The sequence below is a fragment of the Pseudaestuariivita sp. genome, from assembly GCF_052825805.1.
Map to the genome: position 1 here is coordinate 62,438 of NZ_JBRBVB010000006.1, position 22,240 is coordinate 84,677.

A 22,240-nucleotide genomic window follows, 5' to 3' on the forward strand; every position below is an offset into this window, starting at 1 on the left:
GGCGAGAGCAGGCCCATGTTCAGACTGATTTGCGCGTCGGCGCTTGTATCGTGGCTCACGGCGGTTGCCGCCTTGGCGCAGGGCGTGATGCTCGACGACACCGACGCCGAGTTCACCGTGAACCTGCGCAACGCCGACATCTCGATCCTGGCCGAGCAGGTCTCGGAGATCACGTCGCGCACGCTGATCATCAGCCCCGGGCTTTCGGGCGAGGTCACCGTCATCTCGTCCAACCCGCTGACGCAGGCCGGGGTCTGGTCGCTCTTCCAGTCGATGCTGCGCGTGCGGGGCTTCGTCGCCGTCGAAAGCGGCGTCGTCTGGGAAGTCGTGCCCGAAGACCAGTCGGTCGCGCGGGGCGGCACGATCCCGCCGGGCGGGCGTGCGGGCGACCAGGACGTGATCACGAAGCTGGTTCCGCTCGACCGGCTGCCATCGGAAGAGGCCGTGCGCGTGCTGCGCCCGCTGGTGGCGAGCAACGGCTATATCGAGGCGGTGAGCGATCCCAACGCGATCATCATCACCGACACTCAGGCCAACGTCGACAGGATCGTCAACATCGCGCGCACGTTCGACACGCCCGAGAACCAGCGCACCGAGGTCATCCGGTTCACCTTCGCCGAAGCCTCCACCGTCCTGACTGCCCTGAACGAAGTGCTCGGCACCTCCGGTACCGGCGCGCGCATCTCGGTCGACACCGGCTCGAACGTGCTGCTGGTGCGCGGCACCGAGCGCGACATCAGCCAGATCCGCCAACTGGCGCGCGATCTCGACTTTGCGCCGCGCACCAACCCGCAAGCGCGCAAGCGGACGCATATCTACGCGCTCAAGTACTCGGACGCCGAAGTCGTGGCCGAGATCGTGGCCAACACGCTGCTCGGCGGCGCGGACATCGTCAATCCGGTGGCTCAGGACGTCGACGGCGAGACGCCGCAGCCGACGGGCCCCGCCCCGGAGGTGACCGTCCAGGCGTCGACCGAGACCAACGCCATCGTCATCCGCGGCACCGAGCAGCAGATCCACGAAGCCTCCAGCCTGATCGCGGCGCTCGACAGGCGGCCCCGCCAGGTGATGATCGAGGCGGCCATCGTCGAAGTGTCGGGGGACCTAGCCGAACGGCTCGGCACCCAGCTTGGCCTCGGGGCCAACATCCCGTCAGGCGCGTTTGCGGGCACCAATTTCTCGAACGGGGGCGCCTCGCTCGGCAACGTGCTGAGCGCGCTTGGCGTCACGCAAGCCTCGGGCCTGGCGAGCGGCCTGACGATCGGCGCGGGCGCGGACAATTTCGGCATCCTCGTCCAGGCCCTCTCGCAGTCGACGCGGGCCAACCTTCTGTCGACCCCCTCGATCACGACTACCGACAACAAGGCGGCCACCATCGTCGTGGGCCAGAACGTGCCATTCCGCACCGGAGAGTTCTCCACGGACGGCAACACCGCGACACCCTTTACCACGATCGAGCGGCGCGACGTGGGCATTACCATGCAGGTCCTGCCGCGCGTCACCGCCAACGGCGTGGTGCGCCTCGACATCGCGCAGGAAGTGTCGAGCCTCGTGAACGCCAATGTCGATGGCGCCGCCGACCTGATCACCAACCGCCGCGTGATCGAAACGACCGTGCAGGCGCAGGACGGTGGCACTGTGGTGTTGGGCGGGCTCATCACCGACGACACGCGCTCTGTCTCGGGCAAGGTCCCCGGCCTGGGCGATGCACCCCTCATCGGATCGCTTTTCCGGTCCCGTTCCAAGGATCGCACGCGCCGCACGCTCTTTGTGTTCCTGCGCCCCACCGTGATCGACAGCTCGGCCAAGGCGCAGGCGGTGGCGGAGCGGCAGTTTCAGCGGGTGCGCAAGGCGGACGCCGCCGAACCGCCTCGCAGCCTGCTCAAGGAGCGCAAGGTCAACCGGCTGCCGCTCGAGATCAACGGGCTCTACTGAGCCTGCCCGGGCGCCCCGAATGTCAGCGACGCCCAGAGCGATTCCCACACCGCGTCTCTCGCGCGCGCGGCCAGCTCCGGCGCGGGCTTGCGCAGGATGACGCTGTCGACCAGGTGCACGCTGCCCCGTTCGGGCGCGAAGGACACGGTGCCGTTTGCGTCCGACTGCTGCAACGTCTTGCGCACGGTCCCCTCCGCGTCCCGGGTGAGCAGCATCACCTGATTGCCGGCCAGAGGCGCCTCGCGGTAGAGCAGCTGGAACCGCAAAGGCGCGCCGGGATCGGCCGTGTAGGGGTTGTCGAGCGCCACGATTTCGAGCTCGAACCCGTAGGCGCGGTCCGCGCCCGCACCGTCGCCGACAGCCGCAAGCGCCTTGACGAACCGGGCGTAGGTCTCGCGGATTCTCTCCTCGGGCAGTCCTTCACTGCGGTGCGCCGCGACGGCGTCCAGCTGGCCCTTGCTTTCGGCAAAACCCGCGAACTTTTCGAACGTGTCATAGACGATGGTGTTGTAGGTCGGCGCGTAGACCAGCGTGAGAAGGCCCTCGGGGCCTGCCTTGGTCTCGATCGCCGGGCGGTCGCCGGGACGGCCAACCAGTCGAAACCCGTCCGCCCCGTGCCACATCTCGGCGCGCCGCACAGACCGTGGGTTCCACGGCAACTCGACGCCCTCGAAGTCATGGCCGTTGATGAGGCGTGCGGAAAAGCTCTCCTGCGGTGCCAGTGTCCAGCCGGAAAGCTCCAGCCAGACCTCATGCGCCCGCGCGGGCGTTGCCAGACATGCCGCGCACAGCGCTGCCGTCAGTGAAAACATGCGCATCGATCGCCCTCCTCGGATCACCTGCAAAAGCAACGGAACCCAGCCCGGAAAAGTTTCGCAAACGCAGTGCGAGATCGGCTCGAAGAGTGGGGTCTGTCTTACCGGTTTTGCTCTTGAGGCGGTCCCGCACGAACCGCTGAGACTCAACCGGGTCTCAGCGCGCGAGGATGTGGCGTGTCACACAGGGCGACACTGTCTTTTTCCCCCTGGAATCCGCAGCCAGTGATCTGCGACCAGCAGTCTCGCTTGCATCGCCAGATCAAGCGCTGGCGCTGGACCTCAAACCGTGTTCGTCTCCTTGGCCAAGCCGAGCGGTTTGTCGGGGTTGAGGCCGCGGCGGCGGGAGACGGTTTCGAGGGCGCCGTAGAGGGGGATCAGGCGTTCGAGGGCGGGGAGCGCGGCGTGCGCGGGTGCGGGGCCTTGGGGGTTGGGGAGGATGTTGGCGCCCTGGCCTTTGAGGATGTCGAGTGTCGTGGTCATGCCGGCGCCGGCGGTGCCGTGCACGGCGAGGATCGGGTAGCCGTGTTTGAGCACCGCCGAGGGGCCGTGCAGGACTTCGGCGCTGGAATAGGCCATGGCGGGGATCGTGCAGACCTCCATCGCCTTGAGCGCGACTTCGTTTGCGATGCCGAGCGTCGGGCCTCGGCCGAGCACCACCATCCGGTCGATCCCCACCAGCGCATCCGCGAGGCGCTGCACGGGCGCGTCGAGCGCGGCGTGCAGGCGGTCCGGGAGCGCGTGGAGGGCCGCGATCAGCTCGGCGTTTTCGCGCCAGTGGGCGGCGAGCCAGAGCCCGGCGAGGGCGGTGTTGGTGTAGCTTTTGGTGGCGGCGACGGCGTTCTCCGGTCCCGCAAGAATGTCGAGCACGTCGGTCCCTGCCGCGGCGAGCGGGCTTGCGGGGTGGTTTGTCAGCGTGATGCAATGCGCACCGCCTGCCGCGGCGGTCTGCATCATGTGCACGAGGTCCGCGCTCTGTCCCGACTGGCTGAGGCCGAGGGCGGCGACCCGGTCGAAGCGCATGGAGGCTGCGTAGATCGAGGCGATGGCCGGTCCCATGGAGGCGACGGGCACGCCGGCGACCAGCTCGAACGCGTATTTGAGGCAGGTGGCGGCGTGGTCGGACGAGCCGCGGGCGATGGTCACGATGGCGCGGGGATCCTCGGCGCGGAGCCGGGCCGCGACCTCCTTGATCCGGTCTTGCGCCTCGGGCGTGCCGAGGCGGGCGGCGGCGGCGGGGATCTCGTCGATCTCGCGCCGCATGTGGGTGACGGACCGGCTCATTCGGCGGCCTCGTGCGCGGGGGTGGACCGCAGGACGGAGAGCCCTTCGGCGCCGCCGATTTGCGACACCGCCGCGGCGCCGCAGCGCACGCCGGAGGCGAGGCAATCATCGATCGTGGCGCCTTGCAGCCAAGGCACGAGGAATCCGCCGTTGAAGGCGTCCCCTGCCCCGGTCGTGTCAACCACTTCGGTGGGCAGTGCGGGATGTGTCCGCCAGCCTGCGTCGTCCTGCCGGGCAAAGGCGCGCGCGCCGTCGGGGCCGGATTTGACCACGGTCACGTCGGCAGCCGTGTCCGGCAGGCCGGAGGCCGTCAGCGCGGCGTATTCGCGTGCGTTGGGCAGGAAGACGTCCACGCGTCCGATCAGCGCCGCGTGCGTGCTGCCGTGGTGGATCAGCGCGTCGTCCCAGCCGCAATCGAGGGAGATCGTCATGCCTTGCTTGCGTGCCTGGTCGATGAGCCATGGCGCCTCGACCGCGGTGCGCAGCTCGCCGATGTGGAGATGCGTCCAGGGCCCGGGCCAACCGACGTCGGGCACGGCGGGGCCGGAGGCGTGGGTGAGGAATGCACGGTCCTCGTTCAGCACGGAGGCGACGGTGATCTGGGGCGCGTGGGGTCCGGGCGCGGGCATGCAGAGCTCGGTCTCGACCCCGGCGGCGGCGACTTCGGACATCACCAGCTGGTCGAACGGATCACCCGGCCTTGTTGCGACGAGCGCCGCGCGTCCGCCGATGGCGCTGATCGTGGCGGCTGTGATGAAGGCGCCGCCGCCTGCGTGCAGGGCGAGGCCGTCGGCAAACACCTCCTCCCCCGGTTTGGCGAGATGCGCGAGGCCGGTGAAGATCAGGTCGCAGTAGAGCCGCCCGGCGCAGAGGACGGCGGGACCCGAGCTGTGCGGGCCGGAGCTCACGACAGGACCGCGCCGCTTTGTGCGTCGAAGACGTGCAGGGTCGCGGGGTCCGCCGAGAGCGTGACCAGCGCGCCGAGCTCGGGCGGCGTGCGTCCGTCGGCCTTGGCGATGACTTCGCCCGCGGGCGTGTCGACGTAGATCAGGGTCTCGGCGCCGAGGGGCTCGCGGACGGTCACGGTGCCTTTGATCTGTGCGGCGCCAGTCGTGCCGAGGGTCAGGTCGTCGGGGCGGATGCCAAGGAGGACTTCCTGGGCAGTGGCAGCCTTTTGCGGGGCTTTGACGACGTCGCCGGAGCTGAGCGTCACGCCCCCCTCCCCCAGCTTGCCGGCGAGCATGTTCATCGACGGGGCGCCGATGAATTGCGCGACGAAGGCGTTGGCGGGGGAATGGTAGACCTCCGCCGGGGTGCCGACCTGCTGGATGTGGCCGTCTTTCATGATAACGATGCGGTCGGCCATGGTCATGGCCTCGACCTGGTCGTGAGTCACGAAGATGATCGTATTGCCGACGCGCTGGTGCAGTTTCTTGATCTCGAGCCGCATCTGGGTGCGCAGCTGCGCGTCGAGGTTCGAGAGCGGCTCGTCGAAGAGGAAGACCGCCGGGTCGCGCACCATCGCCCGCCCGATGGCGACACGCTGGCGCTGACCGCCCGAGAGCTGCGCCGGTTTGCGGTCGAGAAGGTGCGTCATGTCGAGGATGCCGGCGACCTCGGCGATGCGCGCCTCTTTCTGGGCCTTGGGCAGTTTCGAGGAGCGCAGGCCGAAGGCGATGTTTTTCTTGACCGACATGTGCGGGTAGATCGCGTAGTTCTGGAACACCATCGCGATGTCCCGCTCTTTCGGCTCGAGGTTGTTGACCACGCGGCTGCCGATGACGACCTCGCCGCTGGTGACTTCCTCGAGGCCGGCGATCATGCGGAGGGTCGTGGACTTGCCGCATCCCGAGGGGCCGACAAAGACGACGAACTCGCCGTCTGCGACTTCGAGGTTGATACCGTGCAGCACTTCGGTCTGGCCGTAGGCTTTGGTCAGGTTCGTGAGGGAGAGGTTGGCCATGGGTTAAGCCTCCATCAGGCGGGCAAAGGCCGCGGCGCGGGCGGTCTCGGCTTGGGCGTGGCGTGTGGTGCGCGCGGCGTGGGCGGCGCGGAGGTCCGCCAGCGCCTGCGTGTAGGTGTCGAGCGCGTCTGCGAGCGCTTGTGGAGCCGGTCCGCCGGGGCGGTTGCGGCGGGTGACGAAGGCGCGCATGGAGACGGCCTCTGCAAAACCTGCCTCCGTGAGGGTTGGTGCTTTGCCAGTCTGTGCTTCGAAGGTTGCGACGCAGGTGGCGTAACCTTCGGAGAGGGGGACCTCGCGGGCGATGACGTCCTTGGCCGTGGCGGCGGCGATTTCGTGGGCGGCGCGGAAACTGAGCCCCTCGTCCCTGACCAGCGTGTCCGCAAGTTCGGTGATCGTGACGCAAGCGGCATCGGCGTTGGAGGCGACGCGTTTGGCGTTGATCTGGCAGGCGGGCACAAAGGCGGCAAGGAGGCGAAGCATGCGTCCGCCGCTCTCGAAAGTGGCGTATCCGGCTTGCTGCACTTCGCCCTCGCTGTCGTTCATGTCGGTGAAGGGCGTGTTGTGCATCGTGTTCACGAGCATGTCGCAGCGTCCGGCAGTGACGGAGGCGAGGTGGCGCATGTGCTCGATCGGGACCGGGTTGCGCTTTTGCGGCATGATCGAGCTGATCTGCACGAAGGCGTTGGGCACGTAGAGCTGGCCGACCTCGAACGACGACCATTGGCCGAAGTCCTGCACGAGGCGTCCGAGGTGGAGGAAGATGAGCTTGATCGCGGAATAGAGCCCGGTGACGTAGTCGACGCCTGCGATGCAGCCGTAGCTGTTGAGGCGAGGTTTGGCGAAGCCGAGCAGGTCCGCGACGCGGGCGCGGTCGATGGGAAAGCCGCTGGTGGTGATGGCCGCCGCGCCCATCGGGCAGTCCTCGAGCTTGTCCATGGCCTGGCTGAGGCGCTCCAGGTCGCTGAGCAGGATTTCGAGAACTGCAGCGAGGTAGTGGCCGAAGGTTGAGGGCTGGGCCGGTTGGCCGTGGGTGTAGGCGACGATGAGGGTGTCCGCCTCGTCGCTCGCTTTCGCGACGATCGCCTCGGCGAGGGCGGCGCCTTCTTCGAGTAGCTGGCCGGCGCGGGCGCGGAGGGCGAGCTTGAAGAGGGTGTGGTCCATGTCGTTGCGCGAGCGCGCGGTGTGGAGCATGCCGCCGAGGTCGCCCAGTTTTTCGCGCAGGAGGTGTTCGACGAGGAAGAAGTAATCCTCGTGCTCGCCAGTATATGTGAGCTGGTCGAGGTCGACTTCGGCGTCGATTTCAGTGAGCGCTTTTGCGAGGGGACGGGTCTGGTCTGGGGTCAGGATATCGGTTTCGGAGAGCATCACCAGGTGGGCCTGGTTGAGCGCCGCCATGTGGGCCGCGTAGTGCGCTTTGACCCCGTCGAAGAGCGGCGCGAGCACGGTGTCGCGGTAGGTCGGGTCGGGGAAGGTGTCGTAGCTCGTCATGTCTTTTGGCCGCTTGCTTGGGGCAAGTCGGCCCTCCGGGGGGAGTTTATTTGGGAAGATGAAGCTGGAGACAGCCGGGGCTCCGCCCGTTCGCGCCTCAAACCGTACGCCGGACGGTTTGCCGACTGTGTCGAACCGGCGCCTTGCCGGGGCTCCGCCCGTGATCGGCACAAAAGGTCCACTGGACCTTTTGCCGGCTTTGCCGGACAGCCGATCACCCCTTTAGCCCCGCCATCACAACGCCGCGGATGATGAAGCGTTGGAAGATGAGGAAGACGACCAGCGTGGGGATCGTGGAGATGGCGGCGCCGGTCATGATGAGCTCCCAGGCGACGTCGGCCTCGTCGCCAAAGCCGGAGAGGCCGACGGGGATCGTGTACATCTCGACGGAGTTGGTGACGATCAGCGGCCAGAGGAAGGCGGTCCAATTACCGAGGAAGACAAAGATCGCGAGGGCGGCGAGCGCGGGTTTCACCAGCGGCATGGCCACAGTCCACCAGATCTGCAGCTCGTTCAGGCCGTCGATGCGCGCGGCCTCGATGAAGTCGTCGGGGACGCTTTCGAAGAACTGCTTCATCAGGAACGTGCCGAAGGCGGTCATCAGGCCGGGGAACATGATCCCCCAGTAGCTGTCGAGCCAGCCGAAGCTCTGGCTCATCAGGTACCACGGGATCACCAGCATCTCGGTCGGGATCATCAGGGTCGACAGGATCGCGATGAAGACGAGCTGGCGTCCGGGAAAGCGGAACTTGCACAGGGTGTATCCGACGAGGCTGTCAAAAAGGAGGTTCGAGATCGTGGTGATCGTCGCGATGATGATCGAGTTGATGAACCACAGGTAGAACCGGCCATCCTCCAGCACGTAGGTGTAGTTCTCGATCGTCGGCTCTTCGGGGATGAGGTTGACGTTGTAGACCTCGTGCGGCCACTTCAGCGATGTCGAGATCATGTAGGCGATGGGCATCACCATCAGGATCCCGCCGAAAAAGAGCAGCAGCCAGCGGAGGATCTGACCCATGTTGCGGGGCTTCGTCACCGCCGAGCGGTCGAGGGCCGCAGCAGCCGTGGGTTTGATGTCGGTCGCGGTCATCGGTCGGACCTCAAAAGCCAGAGCTGCATCAGCGAGACCACCAGCAGGATTAGGAAGAGCACCACTGTCTGCGCCGCTGAATACCCCATGTTGAAGCCGTTGAACGCCGTGTCATAGATCATCAGCACCAGCGGCTTTGTCGTGTTCAGCGGACCGCCGGGGTTGTTCGTCGTCATGTTAAAGACGTGGTCAAAGATGCGCAGGAACCCGATGGACGAGAACACCACGATAAAGATGATCGTGGGGCGCAGGAGCGGGATTGTGATCTGCGTCAGCACGGTCCACCAGCCGACGCCGTCGATCTTGGCCGCCTCGTAATAGCTTTGCGGGATCGCGCGCAGGCCGGCCATAAAGATGATCACCTGGAAGCCCAGGCCCGCCCAGATCGCGGGCGCCAGCACCGAGGGCAGCGCGTTGGTGGTAGAGTTCAGAAACTCGATCTGCGGAATGCCGACACTTGCGAGCAGGTTGTTAAATAGCCCAATCGGCACGGGCTGGTAGAACCACCGCCAGACCCAGGCCATCGCCACCGCGCTGGTCATGAACGGCAGGAAGTAGAGCATCCGCAGAAAGCCGTGCATGAACCGCAGCTTGTCGAGGTGATAGGCGATCACGAACGACACCACGAGCGAGACCGGCGTGCCGATCAGCAGGTATTCGAACGTGTTCACAAACACCTTCCAGAACACCGGGTCGTTCCAGAGGGTGACGTAGTTCTCCCACCCGATCCAGGTGCGGTCCCCGAGCAGGTTCCACTCCTGGAACGAGATCAGAAAGGCGTTGCCCGTCGGGTAGAACCGGATCACGACATAGAACAGCACCGGTATGGCGAGGAAGGCCCAGGCCCAGACGATCTGTTTCTGCCGGATGGACAGGCGGGAGTAGAGCTGCATCGGGAGGAAAGTCTCTCGCAAGGAGGGCGTGCAGGCAGCGCCAAGGGGAGAACGCGCCGCCTGCACTTGGGATCGTCGGGGACTTACTTGTAGTACCCGTCGAGGATCGCTTGCTCGGCCTCTGCCGCGATGGCGAGGCTCTCTTCGGCGCTCATCCCTTCGAGGGTCATGCGCTCGACCATCTCCACCATCAGCTGACGCTGGCCGGACTCGTTGGCGAACTTGGTTGTGTTGGCGTATTCGAGTCCGCGGATGAAGGGACCAAAGGTATCATCATTGGCGTTCTCTTCAGTCATCCCCACCGACGGTTTCGCCGGCAGCTCGCCCACGGTGTCGAGCCAGATCTGCATGGCTTCGTCCGAGGTGATGTACTGCATGAACTTGACCGCGGCGTCGTACTTTTCACCCTCCGCCTTGGTGGTGATCGCGTTCACCCAGTACGACGAGTAGTTCGAGCGTTCGCCATCCGCTGTCGCCGGCAGTTCGGTCACACCCCACTTGAGGCCGCGCGTCTTGTTGAGCGAGCCGATGCGGAAGGACCCGTCGATGTGGAAACCCGCGCGTCCGGCTTTAAAGGCAGCTTGCGGCTCGTCCATGAACCCGATCGCGGTCACGGCATCGTCGCCGGTAAAGAGGCTGGCGTAGAAATTCAGCGCCTCGAGGCCGGCCTCGGAATTGTAGTTCACCGTGCGGTAGTCATCGACATAAGGCTCCCCGCCGAACTGGCGGATCAGGCCCTCGCGCCACCAATGGTGGTCCTGCGCCGTCATGCCAGCGGTCATGCCGACCTGGGTGAGGTTGCCCGCGCCGTCACGTTTGGTCATCGCCTGTGCGGCGGCAATCAGCTCGTCCATCGTCTCGGGCGGCTCGACACCGGCCTCATCGAGCAGACGCTCGTTATAGAAGAGCGCCAGCGAGCGCACGGCGGTAGGCAGCGCCCAGTACTGGTCGCCCTCCTTCATCGCCTGCACCATGGGGAAGAACTCTTCGTCGATCATCGAGGCCGGGAACGTGTCCGCCGGCAGCGGCTGGATCAGGTCGGCGGCGACATAGTCATTGAGCCAGCCGTAGAACAGCTGCACCACGTCCGGGCCCTCGCCCGCCGGGATCGAGGCCGCGACCTTGGTCCGGTAATCGGCATAGGGGAAGTGGGTCATCTTGACCGTGATGCCGTCGTTGGCCGCCTCGAAATTCTCGATCAGCGTCTCCATCGCGGTCACGCGCGCGTCGAAAAAGTACTGCCAGTACTCGATCTCGACCGCCGATGCGGCAGAGCCGATCAGCGCCATCGTGCTGGTGGTGCCCGCCAAGGCGAGCGCTTTCAAATGTCGTGTCAGTGCCATCAAGGGAACCTCTCCAGTTGGAATGCGCCGGTTCTCCGCCGCCGATTCCTTTCAGGGTTAAGGCAAGTGATTTGAATATTCAAGTCAGTTGAGTTATCAAACCGATTGAGCTAAGCCTGAGGCATGACGCCGACCGACCTCACCTCTGCCGATCTGCTGTCCGACACGCGGCCCGGCACCAATGCCGACCGTTCGCGACTGCGCAACCGGCAAGCGGTCCTCGGCTTGATCAGAGCCGCAGGACAGATGGGACGCGCCGCCGTCGCGCGCGAGCTGGGGCTCTCCACCCAGGCCGTCAGCAACATCATCGCCGAGCTTGAGGCTGAGGGCCTCCTGATCCAGCAAGGCGCGCAAAGCGGCGGCCGCGGCCTGCCCGCGGTGCAATACGGCATAAACCCGGGCGGCGGCTTTGCCATGGGGATCGAGGTCCGCCCGGACGTCCTTTTGACCGCGCTTGTGGACCTCACCGGCAAACCGCGCGCCACCAAACGCCGCGTTCTGACCGACCTTGATCCGGGCCAGGTCCAGGCCCGCGTGCTTCGCCTGCGCGACCGGATGCTCGAAGACGCTGGCGTCGATCCCGCGCGCTTGCTCGGCGTCGGGTTGGTGATGCCGGGACCCTTCGGCGCAACCGGCCTCTCCGGCTATTCGTCGGACTTGCCGGGCTGGCAGAGCGTCGACGCCGCACAGCTCTTCAGCGAAGGGTTTGGCCGGCCGGTCATCGTCTCCAACGACGCCAACGCCGCCGCCATGGCTGAACGCTTTGCAGCAGCACAGGGCCTGATAGACTTTGCCTTCCTCTATTTCGGCACCGGCCTCGGCCTCGGCCTCGTCAGCCGCGGCCAATTGGTCGAAGGCGCCTTCGGCAACGCCGGCGAGATTGGCCCGCTGCCTGTGATGACCCCCGACGGCCCCCGCCCGCTCGAGGGCGAAGTCAGTCGCCTCTCCGCACAGCGCGCGCTCGGGCGCGACGCTCCGCTCGACATCGACGCGCTCTCCGCGCTCTACACCGCCCGCGACCCGGACTTCATGGCCTGGCTCGACCGCGCCACCGGCGCCCTCGGTCAGGCGATGGGCGTGATCGAGAACCTCTTTGACCCACAGACGGTGATCCTCGGCGGCGCCATGCCCGACTGCGTGCTCGCGCATCTCGCCCAGCACACCCCCCTGCCCGCGCAATCCGTCTCCGAGCGCCCCGACAATGCCCGCCCGCGCCTGCAATGCGGCACGTCCGGGCGCATGACGGCGACCTTTGGCGCGGCGGCGCTTGTGCTCAACCGCGCCTTTACTCCGCTCTGACCCCAAAACCGCCTTTAACAGAAACAGTCTCTAACACAGGCCGATCCTTGCCCCTCTCAGATCAATCCCGCATCCTTAACCACCGTCTGCGCCCGCGTATCGTGGCGCTGCACCGCGCGCTTTCCAAGCTGCAGACGGTTGTGTCCTTCATGAATTCCGGCGCGCATCCCGACGACGAAAACTCGACGATGCTCGCCGCCCTCGGCGTGCGGGACGGGATCGACCTCAGCTACGTCTGCTCAACCCGCGGCGAGGGCGGCCAGAACGACATCGGCACGCAAAGCGGTGCCGCACTCGGCGTGTTGCGCACCGCCGAGATGGAGCGGGCGGCGCAAGTCCTCGACATGGCGCTTTACTGGCTGAGCGAAGACCCTGACGACCCAATCACCGACTTCGGCTTCTCCAAGTCCGGCACCGACACCATGGCGCGGTGGGGGGAAGAGCGGACGATGCGCCGCTTTGTCGAGGTCGTGCGCACCGAACGGCCCGACATCCTCTGTCCCACCTTCCTCGATGTGCCGGGCCAGCACGGCCACCACCGCGCGATGACCGCCGCCGCGCACGAGGTGATGACGCTCGCCGCCGATCCTGCCTTCGACACCGGGCAAGCGCCTTGGCAAATTTCGAAACTCTACCTGCCCGCCATGTCCGGCGCGGGTCACGCCTACGACGACGACCTACCGCCGCCACCCACGACCCTGACGATCGAGAGCGCGGGGCGTGATCCGCTCACCGGCTTTTCCTACGCGCAGATCGGGCAGCAGTCGCGGGCGTTTCACCGCACGCAGGCCATGGGCCATTGGCAGCCGCCGGGCGCTGGCCGCGATACACCCTTGCATCTTGCGCAGAGCTTTGTCTCCGGCCCCGACAACCAAATCGGCGCGGGGCTGCCGCAAACGCTCGCCGACCTCGACCTCGGTCCCGCGCAAGCACACTTCGATGCGGCGCGCGGCGCCTTCCCCGATTTCGAGACTGTTCTTGCCGAACTTGCGGCTGGATTGGCTCTGCTTCAAGCTGCGCGTCCTGCCCCGGAGCACGCGCACAAGATCGCGCGGAAGATCACTCAGGCCGCAACGGCCATGCGGCTCGCAGCAGGGGTCGAAGTGCACGCCACGCTGGGCCGTGATGTGCTTGGTCAGGGTGAGGTGACGGACGTCACACTGGCGAGTTGCGGTGATATAGAGCCTGTTTTGACCGTGGAGACGGGCGACGGGTGGGAGAGCGATGGGACAACCTTGCGCGCCAGCTCTGCCGCGCCGAGCGATCCGATGCCGCACACCTATCTGCCGGACCGCCCGGCGGCTCCGCGTGTGGCGGTGTCACTCACAGCGCATGGGGTGACCAGCACCACGCACCACCCGTTTGAGGTGCCGCTGCTTGTCGCGCCGGAGCGGCGCGCCGCGCTGGCACCGGGCCGCGATGTCGTGAACCTGCAAAGCACGCGCAGGGAGGTCGAAATTGCGCTTGGGCAGATTGCCCCAGAGGGTGCAAAGCCCTCGATTGAGCTGCCAGATGGTTGGATTTCAGCCGAAACAGAGACTGGTTTTCGGATCACACTCCCCGACGACATTGCGCCGGGCGCCTACACGCTGCCACTGACGTTGGACGGCGCGCCGGCTGTGACGTGGGAGCACATCACCGCGCCGCACACGGCGCCGCGGGCGCTGTCAACACCGGCCGAGCTGCGGGTGGATGTGATCGACTGCGCGCTCCCACAAGCAAAGATCGGGTATATCGGGGGCGGCAACGACAACGCCTGTCACTGGCTGCGCCGCGCCGGGTTCAACATCACGGAGATTGATGACGCGGCGCTTGGCTCGGACGCGGCCTTGGCAAAGTTCGACAGCTTGTTGGTCGGGATCTTTGCGGTGAAGTTCCGCGCCGGGCTGGCAGAGGCGATGCCGCGGCTGCACCACTGGACGGAAAACGGCGGCACGCTGGTCACGCTTTACCACCGTCCGTGGGACAATTGGGACCCGGACACCATCCCGCCGAAACGGCTGGAGATCGGGATGCCGTCGCTGCGCTGGCGGGTCACGGATGAAAACGCAGACGTCACACATTTGGCGCAACACGCGGCTCTATCTCAGCCCAACTTAATCGGCCCGGGCAACTGGGAAGGCTGGCATAAGGAGCGTGGGCTCTACTTTGCCAAGTCCTGGGATGCCGCCTACACGCCGCTTTTGCGCATGGCCGACCCGGATGAAGAGCCGCACGACGGCGCGCTGCTGGTCGCGGATATCGGCAAGGGTCGGCATGTGCACTGCGCGCTGATCCTGCATCACCAGATGGCGCAGGGCGTTCAAGGCGCGTACCGGCTGATGGCCAACCTGCTTGCCCCGCGCGACTGAGCCTCCCCGACCGACGACACAGACCCCGCCGCGCAACCTGTCGGGCGGGGCGTGGCTGCTGGCGGATATGAGCCTCAACATCTTTGCCCTCGGCATCGTCAAGGCGCTGGGGCTGGGCTATCCGGCGGTGCAGCTGGTGTTCCTGCGCGCGCTCACCGGGCTGGTGCTGATGGCGCCCTTCATCTGGCGTGGCCGGGCGGCATTTCAGGGTCTGACGCACCTCAGGTTGCACGGCTTGCGGATCGTCTTTTCGACGCTTGCACTGACGTTCGGGTTCTTTGCCATCGCCCGGATGCCGTTCGCGCTGTTCACGGCGATCAGTTTCACGCGGCCGGTCGTGACGATGGTGCTGGTGCTGATCATCCTCAAGGAGGCCGTGCCGCGCCAGCGGTGGTTCGCGGCGGCGCTGGCGTTTGCGGGGATCCTCATCGCGGTGGAACCCGGGGCGGTTGCGTTCAACTGGGGGATCCCGGCGGCCTTTGCCACGGTGCTGTTCGGCACCTCGGCCATCATCCTGACGCGGCAGCTGTCAGGCACGCCGGTCGTGGTGATGATGACGTTTTACACCGCGGGTCTGACGCTGCTGACGGCGCCCTTTGCACTGGCGGGCTGGACGCCGATCGCGGACGGGGACCTGTGGCCACTGCTCGCCATCGGCCTGTGTGCACAGGCGGCGCAGTTTTGCTTCCTGCAGGCGCATTACCGGGCGGAGGCGGCGTTCCTGTCGGTGCTGGGCTACCTGTCGCTGGTCTTTTCCACCGTCGCGGGCGTCCTCTTTTTCGACGAAGTGCCGACGGTCCCGTTCTGGATCGGAGCCGCGTTGATCGTGGCGGCCGCCGTCTGGACGACGCGCACGCGGTGACGCTTTGTCTGGCGCCCGGTTTGGGGTAGCGTCGTGCCATGACCTCCGTGCGTCTGCGCCTTTTGATCCTGGCCCTGCTGCCGCTGATCGTGTTGATGCCGCTCTTGCTGTTTCTCGGCATGACGCGGTGGACGGCGGATTATGACCGGGTGCTGATCGCCAACGTCGAAAGTGACCTGAAGATCGCCGAGCAATACCTGGCGCGGATCAGCGCGGGCACGGGGGCGGATATCGAGGGGCTTGCCGCCTCCACCGGGTTTGCCGAGGCGCTCGGAAACGGCGCGATGCGGGACTATTTCACCGCAAAGCGCGCCGAGCTGGAACTCGATTTCTTGTACTACCTGCCATCGGAGGTGGCCGAGGAGAGCCCTTGGCCGGTGATCCAGGGCGCGCAGAAAGGCACGTCGCGCACGGCCATCGACATCTTTGACGCGGGCAAGTTGCGGCGGCTGGATCCGGCCTTGGCCGCGCAGGCGCGCATCGACCTGATCGAGACGGAGGCGGCCGTGCCGACACAGCGCGTGGTCGAGGATCGCGGGATGGTCGTGCATGCGGCAACGCCCGTCACGCTGCCCGGGCAGGCGGGTGTGCTGGTGGGAGGTGTGCTGCTGAACCGCAACCTCGATTTCATCGATACGATCAACGCGCTGGTCTATCTCAACGCCGTCACCGGCGGTGAGCGGCAGGGGACGGCGACGCTCTTTCTCGAAGACGTGCGCGTGTCGACGAACGTGCGGCTCTTCGAAGATGTGCGTGCGCTCGGAACGCGCGTGTCGGCGGCGGTGCGTGGGCGCGTGCTGGACGAGGGGCGTACGTGGCTCGACCGGGCGTTTGTGGTGAACGATTGGTATATCTCGGGTTACCTGCCGATCACGGACAGCTTTGGCGCTGCCGTAGGGATGCTCTATGTCGGGTTCCTCGAGAGCCCGTTCACCGCGGTCAAAAGCGCCGCCTATCTGTGGATGATGGGCGCGTTTGTGCTGGTTCTGGCCTTGTCGGCGCCGGCCTTTTTCTGGCTGGCCAAGGGGATTTTTCGCCCGCTCGAGCGGATGACGCAGACGATGAGCCAGGTGGAGACGGGGGATCTCTCGGCGCGCAACGGCAATGTCGGCTCGCGCGATGAGATCGGCGCGGTGGCGACGCACCTCGACACGCTGCTGGACCAGGTGCAGGAGCGCGACCGCGACCTGCGTGCCTGGGCGGACGAGCTGAACGCGCGCGTCGATGCGCGCACAGCCGAGCTCAAAGAGGCCAATGCCAAGCTCGAACAGACCTTCCGGCAGCTGGTGATGTCGGAAAAGCTGGCCTCGATCGGGGAGATCACGGCAGGCGTGGCGCATGAGATCAACAACCCGGTGGCTGTGATCCAGGGCAATATCGACGTGATCCGCGAGGCGCTTGGCCGGCAGGCCGAGCCGGTTGAGACCGAGCTGAGGCTGATCGACCAGCAGGTGACGCGGATCGAGGCCATCGTGGGCAAGCTCTTGCAATTTGCCCGTCCGTCGGAGTTCTCCGGCTCAACCGAGACAGCCGAGTTGGGACCCGTGGTCAGCGATTGCCTGGTGCTGGTCGAGCATGTGCTGGCGCGCAACTCCATCGTGGTCGAGACGCACCTGCCGTCCTCGCCTCCGGTGCGGATCGATCCGGGCGAGATGCAGCAGGTGGTGATCAACCTCATCGTGAACGCGGTGCAGGCGATGGGTCAGGCAGGGCGGCTCTCGCTGCGGCTCGGCACCTCGATGCGCGAGGGCGCGCACGGTGTGCAGCTGAGCGTCGCGGACACCGGGCCGGGACTGCCGGACGATGTGCTGGGCGCGGCGTTCGATCCGTTCTTTACCACCAAGCAGGCAGAGGGGACGGGGCTTGGGCTCTCGATTTCCCAGACGCTGATCCAGCGGGCCGGAGGGTTGATCACGGCGCGGAATGCGGAGGATGGAGCCTTGTTCGAGGTGTGGTTGCCGGTCGCGCAGGCTGAGGGGCTGGCCGCGGAGTAAAGCACGAGCGCCATTGATGGGCCGCGGTGCATCAAGCCAACGTGTGTTCTATAGCACTTTATCTCTGCCAAGTCCGTGCGACGAAAGAGCGGAGCACTGGTTTCGACGTATTGATGGACCGTCACGCCAAGGGCGTGCCAAGTATAATTGGCGCACCTTTGGTGCGACGGGGCGGCCCATCAATGGCGCGGCGCCTGCGGTTTGATTCCGCGCCGGGAGTAGCTCCTAAGTTTCATACAGCCCAGCCCGCCACCTTCCGATCGATCGTCTTGCGCGACACACCCAGCCGGCGCGCGGCTTCGGCGCGGTTGCCGTCGCACTGGTCGAGCACATGCATGATGTGGCGCTGGGTGACCAGCTCGAGGTTCTCGATGGCCTCCGCGCCGGTCACCTGCCCTGCTCCGCGGAACTCGTCCGGGAAGGCGCCGAGGATCACCGACCGCTCGATCAGGTTGCGCAGCTCGCGCACATTGCCGGGCCAGTCGTAGCGGCGCAGCTTGAGCAGCGTCTCCTCGTCCAGCTCCAGCTTGGGCATGCCAAGCGACGTGGCGAACTGGCCGGTAAAGAGCGCGGCAAGCTCGACGATGTCCTCGGACCGTTCGCGCAACAGCGGCATCGCCACGTTCACCACGTTGATCCTGTGATAGAGGTCGGCGCGGAAGGTGCCTGCCTCCACCGCCTCCGCCAGATCGGCGTTGGTCGCAAAGAGGAAACGCAGGTCGAGCGGGATGTCCCGTTCTGCCCCTACTGGGCGCACGCGCTGATCCTCGAGGACACGGAGCAAAGCGGCCTGCACCTGCTCGGGCATCTGCGCGACTTCATCGAGAAAGAGCGTGCCACCTTCGGCGAGAAGGAACAGCCCGGCGCTGCGCGTCTCGCCCCCCTCGACCACGCCAAAGAGCTCATGCGCAATCCTGTCGGGCGCGATCGTCGCGCAATTGACGGCCACGAACGGCTTGTCCACCCGGTCGGACATCGCGTGCAGCGTGCGCGCCGCGATCTCCTTGCCCGTGCCCGTGGCGCCCGAAAAGAGCACCGGCGTCGGCAAGGGCGCAAGCCGCACCAGCATGTCGCGCACCTCGTTCAGGGCCGGCGACTTGCCGAGCAGCTGTCCCCGCGTGCCCGCGTCCACCTCAAGCGCGTGCTTGAGCAACGTGTTGTCGCGCGCCAGGAACTTGCGGTCGAGCGTGCGCGCCACAGCGTTCAGGATCTGATTTGCGCGAAACGGTTTGAGGACAAAGTCACTCACCCCCGCCCGCAGCGCCTGGATCGCGGTCTCGAGGTCGGCATAGGCTGTGATCATGATCGTGTCGGCAAAAAAGCCCTTGGCCTTTTGCTCGGCCACCCAATCGAGCCCGGTCTTGCCCGGCATCACATTGTCGAGGATCACCAGGTCGAAATGCGCCTGGTCGAGCAGCGCTGTCGCCTCCACCGGGGAGGCGGCCTGCGCGACGACACGCACGCGCGGCTCGAGGATCTTGACCAGGAAATTGCGCATCCCCGGCTCGTCATCGACCACCAGGATCGCCGCCCCGGCAAGGGTCGGGCCATAGGCGTCCGGCCCCGGCGTCATCTAGTCGAGCCGCACGTTGTCACCCGAGCCTTGCTCGGCGGCCGAGAACCCGGCCTCTTGCAGCGCGAAATAGGCGCCCACGGAAATCAGCACCATCGCGGCAAAACCGGCCATCATGGCTTTCATCGGCTCACTCTCCTTTTGTGGCCTCTTTGAGGAAGGCGATCAGGTCCGCGCGGTCCTGGCGCTTGGCGATCACCTGCATCGGCATTTTCGAGCCCGGAATGTAGTGATCCGGCCCTTCGTCGAACAGAGCGTCGATGGTGTCATCGTCCCAGACGATCGGCGAGCCATCGAGCGTGTCGGAATAGATGTACCCCGCGAGCGTGCCGGCCTGCCGTCCGAACACGTTGTGTAGCGTCGGGCCCGCCTTGCGGGAGGGGCCTTTGGTCAGCGCGTGGCAGATCGAGCATTTGCGCATGAACTGACGCTCGCCGTTCGGCATGCTGTCTGCCTCTCGCAGGAAACTGCGCTCGCCGCTGATAGCGCTGTCGAACGTGTCAAGGAGCGCGATGGGCCAGGCGTAGGCGGCATCGTCGAGTCCGCCGGCCAGGATCGTCTGACCGTCCGGCGAAAAGGCGAGCGCCCAGACCGGCCCCTGCCGCGTCGCCTTGTAATCGTGGCTGATCCGCCAGTCATGCGTGTCGATCAGCATGATATAGCCATGCCCGTCGCCAACGCCGAGTTGGGCGGTGTCAGGGTCGAAATCCATGGCGAGGATCGGGCGGCGGTCGAGGGTAAAGTCGCGCAAGGGATCGCCCTCGAAATCAATCACGCGCGTGCCGCCATCGACGGCGCCGTAGGCGATCCAGTCGGGGCCTACCACCAATTGGTTGATGCCGAACCCGTGCCGCACTAGAGGGCGGCGGGCGGTGTCGGACTGACGCCAGACCTCTCCGTCCGAGGTCGCGTAGACCACGTCTCCTCCGGGTAAGATCGCAACGTCGTTGATGCCGGTGGTCAGCTGGATCAGCTCGGTTCCCTCGCCACCTGCCAGGGGCCAGCGCATGAGCGTGCCGTCCCAGGAGGCGCTCAGCACGTCGTCGCCGGAGACGGCCAGCGCCGTGACCTTGCCCTTGTGCGTGCCGAGGACTTTGGACGCCCCGCCTTCCCAGAGGCGCACGGTAAAGTCGTCTCCGCCCGACACCAACCGCCCATCTGGCAGCGGCAGGACGGTGATGACAGCGGCGGTGTGCCCGTCGAGCCAGGTCGGGGTCCGCCCCTCCCAAAGCCCCAGCGCATTGTCGAAGCTGGCGGTCACCACCTGCCCGGAGGGGGTCACGACGATGTCCATGATCGGACCGCCGTGCCCCTTGAGCGTGGTGAACTCCTCTGCCCGGGCGGGCAGCGTCGCGCACCCCAGCGCCAGGACAAGAGCCGCAAGGCGCCTCATTCGGCGGGCGTGGCGCCTTTGGGAGCCTGAGCCTGCTCGGCCTCCTTCGCCTGCACCTCCTCGAGCCAGATCGAGTGGTGTTGCTTGGCCCAGGCCACGTCCACTTCACCCGAGCCCATTGCGTCGTAGGCGCCCTCCATCCCGAGCGTGCCGATATAGATATGCGCCAGGATGATGCACATCATCACGAAGGCAACGATGGCGTGCCAAAGCTGGGCGTACTGCATCTCTTCGTGCGGGGCGAGCTGCACCGGGAAGGGCGCCAAGCCGAGCCACGACGGCACGCCGATGTCGTTCAGGATCGCAAAGGTCTTTGCGAACATCGGCAGCTCGAACGGGAAGAGCAGCGACAGGCCCGAGGCCGAGACCGAGGCGCCGAGCACGATCACCGACCAGAAGATGATCTTTTGACCGAAGTTGAACTTCTTCGCGGGCGGGTGTTTCGAGCCGACGATGCCGCCGGCCTGCCGGATCCAGACGAGGTCGGTACGGTTCGGAATATTGTGCCAGACCCAGAGGAAGAACACGACGACAAGAGCCACCATAAAGGCCCAGGAGACGTTGTTGTGGATCCACTTCGAGCCCACCAGCAGCGTCGCGTTGACCTCGCGACCAAGGTAAGGCGCGATGTAGAGACGGCCCAACAGGACCAGCAGGCCGGTGATCCCCAGCAGGATGAAGGAGCCCGCGAGCAGCCAGTGCGCCGCGCGTTCGAACGCCTTGAACCGTGTGACGGTTTCGCCGGTCATCTCCCCGTCGACGCGGATGCGGCCGCGCGCGAGAAAGAAGAGCGCGAGGAAGGCAAGGGTCACGCCGAGGGCGGTCATGCCCCACTGGACAAGCGGGCCCTTGCGGAATTCGAGCCAGGACATGCCGCCGTCCTGCATCAGGACGCTGGCGACCTCGCCCCCCGAGGAGACGGTGATGTCCGCCGAGCCGTAGCGCAGCGCGCGCCAGACCTCGCTGTCCGAACTGCCTCCGAGCGTGCCGAGCTGGCTGGCCATGCCGGCCGCCGAGTCCGGATCGCCCGTGGCCCCTTGGCGGAAGGCGTCGTCGACCGGCTCACCGCGCTGGCGGGCAAGGATGTCTTCGAGCGTCTGACCACCCCCGGTGGAGGGCCGCGCCTGCACCTTCTCCGACGCGATGGGCGAGACTGCCGTCTCCGGCAGGCGGACGTTTGGATTGTCTTGCGCCGCCAGCGGGGCGGCGAGCGTGAAAAACAGCAGGCAGAGAAGAGCGCGCATGAGGTGTCCTCGATCTGTCGGGCGTTTGGGAAAATCGTGACGGAGGGGCGCAAGACCGCGCCCCTCCAAGCTAGGCAGACGTCGTAGGATGGGTGATATCACCCATCCTACGTGTCAGCCGTCTTTCTGGTCGTAGGCCGTACCCCAGCCCCAGGCGCCCGAGCCAAAGCCGCGGGCGACCACGCGCTCGCGGTAGATGGCCGACACGACGTCGCCATCCCCCGCCAGCAGGGCCTTGGTGGAGCACATTTCCGCACAGATCGGCAGCTTGCCTTCGGCAATCCGGTTGCGCCCGTACTTGGCGAACTCGGCGGTCGAATGCGTCTCTTCCGGGCCACCGGCGCAGAAGGTGCATTTGTCCATCTTGCCGCGGCTGCCAAAGTTGCCCGCTGCGGGAAACTGCGGCGCGCCGAACGGGCATGCGTAAAAGCAGTACCCGCAGCCGATGCAGAGGTCCTTGGAGTGCAGGACGACGCCTTCTTCGTTCTGATAGAAGCAGTCGACTGGGCACACCGCCATACACGGCGCGTCCGAGCAGTGCATGCAGGCGACCGAGATCGACCGCTCACCGGGCTTGCCGTCCTGGATCGTCACCACGCGGCGGCGGTTGATCCCCCAGGGCACTTCGTGCTCGTTCTTGCACGCCGTCACGCAGGCGTTGCATTCAATGCAGCGCTCGGCGTCACAGAGAAACTTTGCTCTCGCCATCTCTC

18 protein-coding genes are annotated in these 22,240 nt (G+C 66.2%); 5 read left to right on the forward strand and 13 right to left on the reverse strand.

The annotated features are described in order from the left end of the window. Positions 1-15 precede the first annotated feature (15 nt). Positions 16-1,935, forward strand: coding sequence for a type II secretion system secretin GspD (gspD, locus tag ACU0B3_RS09510; RefSeq protein WP_446260616.1), 1,920 nt, complete (start codon positions 16-18; stop codon positions 1,933-1,935). Here gspD and ACU0B3_RS09515 read toward each other — a convergent pair. The 8 genes from ACU0B3_RS09515 to ACU0B3_RS09550 form a co-directional block, all read right to left on the reverse strand. Next, positions 1,929-2,753: a DUF4198 domain-containing protein gene (locus tag ACU0B3_RS09515; protein ID WP_446260617.1), complete on the reverse strand. Its 825-nt coding sequence runs from the start codon at positions 2,751-2,753 to the stop codon at positions 1,929-1,931. The genes gspD and ACU0B3_RS09515 overlap by 7 nt on opposite strands. A gap of 279 nt (positions 2,754-3,032) precedes the next feature. Beyond that, positions 3,033-4,034 carry an SIS domain-containing protein gene (locus ACU0B3_RS09520; RefSeq protein WP_446260618.1) on the reverse strand — a complete coding sequence of 334 codons (1,002 nt, stop codon included), beginning with the start codon at positions 4,032-4,034 and terminating at the stop codon, positions 3,033-3,035. After that, positions 4,031-4,942 (reverse strand): carbohydrate kinase family protein, encoded by a 912-nt coding sequence (locus ACU0B3_RS09525; protein WP_446260619.1) that lies wholly within the window; start codon positions 4,940-4,942, stop codon positions 4,031-4,033. The genes ACU0B3_RS09520 and ACU0B3_RS09525 overlap by 4 nt, the downstream gene beginning before the upstream one ends. Beyond that, entirely contained in the window at positions 4,939-5,997 is a 1,059-nt protein-coding gene (locus tag ACU0B3_RS09530; protein WP_446260620.1) for an ABC transporter ATP-binding protein, read from the reverse strand. Before ACU0B3_RS09530 ends, ACU0B3_RS09525 begins: the two co-directional genes overlap by 4 nt. A 3-nt stretch (positions 5,998-6,000) precedes the next feature. Then, positions 6,001-7,485, reverse strand: coding sequence for an argininosuccinate lyase (gene argH, locus ACU0B3_RS09535; RefSeq protein WP_446260621.1), 1,485 nt, complete (start codon positions 7,483-7,485; stop codon positions 6,001-6,003). Between the two features lie 214 nt (positions 7,486-7,699). Continuing rightward, positions 7,700-8,503 carry a carbohydrate ABC transporter permease gene (locus tag ACU0B3_RS09540; protein WP_446260638.1) on the reverse strand — a complete coding sequence of 268 codons (804 nt, stop codon included), beginning with the start codon at positions 8,501-8,503 and terminating at the stop codon, positions 7,700-7,702. A 68-nt stretch (positions 8,504-8,571) separates the two neighbouring features. After that, positions 8,572-9,468, reverse strand: a complete 897-nt coding sequence (locus tag ACU0B3_RS09545; protein ID WP_446260622.1) for a carbohydrate ABC transporter permease — start codon at positions 9,466-9,468, stop codon at positions 8,572-8,574. A gap of 83 nt (positions 9,469-9,551) precedes the next feature. Further along, positions 9,552-10,811 carry an extracellular solute-binding protein gene (locus ACU0B3_RS09550; protein WP_446260623.1) on the reverse strand — a complete coding sequence of 420 codons (1,260 nt, stop codon included), beginning with the start codon at positions 10,809-10,811 and terminating at the stop codon, positions 9,552-9,554. A gap of 123 nt (positions 10,812-10,934) precedes the next feature. Between ACU0B3_RS09550 and ACU0B3_RS09555 the strand changes: the two genes are divergently transcribed. From ACU0B3_RS09555 to ACU0B3_RS09570, 4 genes are all read left to right on the forward strand, one after another. Then, entirely contained in the window at positions 10,935-12,110 is a 1,176-nt protein-coding gene (locus tag ACU0B3_RS09555; RefSeq protein ID WP_446260624.1) for an ROK family transcriptional regulator, read from the forward strand. 101 nt (positions 12,111-12,211) lie between these two features. Next, the gene (locus ACU0B3_RS09560; RefSeq protein WP_446260625.1) at positions 12,212-14,461 is read left to right on the forward strand and encodes a PIG-L family deacetylase; all 2,250 of its coding nucleotides are present in this window, start codon (positions 12,212-12,214) and stop codon (positions 14,459-14,461) included. Next, complete coding sequence (locus ACU0B3_RS09565) at positions 14,445-15,323, forward strand: DMT family transporter (RefSeq protein WP_446260626.1); 879 nt, start codon at positions 14,445-14,447, stop codon at positions 15,321-15,323. The genes ACU0B3_RS09560 and ACU0B3_RS09565 overlap by 17 nt, the downstream gene beginning before the upstream one ends. A gap of 38 nt (positions 15,324-15,361) precedes the next feature. Further along, positions 15,362-17,317: a sensor histidine kinase gene (locus tag ACU0B3_RS09570; protein WP_446260627.1), complete on the forward strand. Its 1,956-nt coding sequence runs from the start codon at positions 15,362-15,364 to the stop codon at positions 17,315-17,317. A 232-nt stretch (positions 17,318-17,549) separates the two neighbouring features. Here ACU0B3_RS09570 and ACU0B3_RS09575 read toward each other — a convergent pair whose 3' ends face one another. From ACU0B3_RS09575 to fdh3B, 5 genes are all read right to left on the reverse strand, one after another. Further along, a complete protein-coding gene (locus ACU0B3_RS09575; protein ID WP_446260628.1) occupies positions 17,550-18,890 on the reverse strand; it encodes a sigma-54-dependent transcriptional regulator in 1,341 nt (446 codons plus the stop codon). After that, complete coding sequence (locus ACU0B3_RS09580; protein WP_446260629.1) at positions 18,891-19,016, reverse strand: hypothetical protein; 126 nt, start codon at positions 19,014-19,016, stop codon at positions 18,891-18,893. It lies immediately after the preceding gene. A 4-nt stretch (positions 19,017-19,020) separates the two neighbouring features. Beyond that, entirely contained in the window at positions 19,021-20,283 is a 1,263-nt protein-coding gene (locus tag ACU0B3_RS09585; protein WP_446260630.1) for a c-type cytochrome, read from the reverse strand. Beyond that, a complete protein-coding gene (locus tag ACU0B3_RS09590) occupies positions 20,280-21,527 on the reverse strand; it encodes a formate dehydrogenase subunit gamma (RefSeq protein ID WP_446260631.1) in 1,248 nt (415 codons plus the stop codon). The genes ACU0B3_RS09585 and ACU0B3_RS09590 overlap by 4 nt, the downstream gene beginning before the upstream one ends. 114 nt (positions 21,528-21,641) lie before the next feature. Then, positions 21,642-22,235: a formate dehydrogenase FDH3 subunit beta gene (gene fdh3B / locus ACU0B3_RS09595; RefSeq protein ID WP_446260632.1), complete on the reverse strand. Its 594-nt coding sequence runs from the start codon at positions 22,233-22,235 to the stop codon at positions 21,642-21,644. Positions 22,236-22,240: the final 5 nt, after the last annotated feature.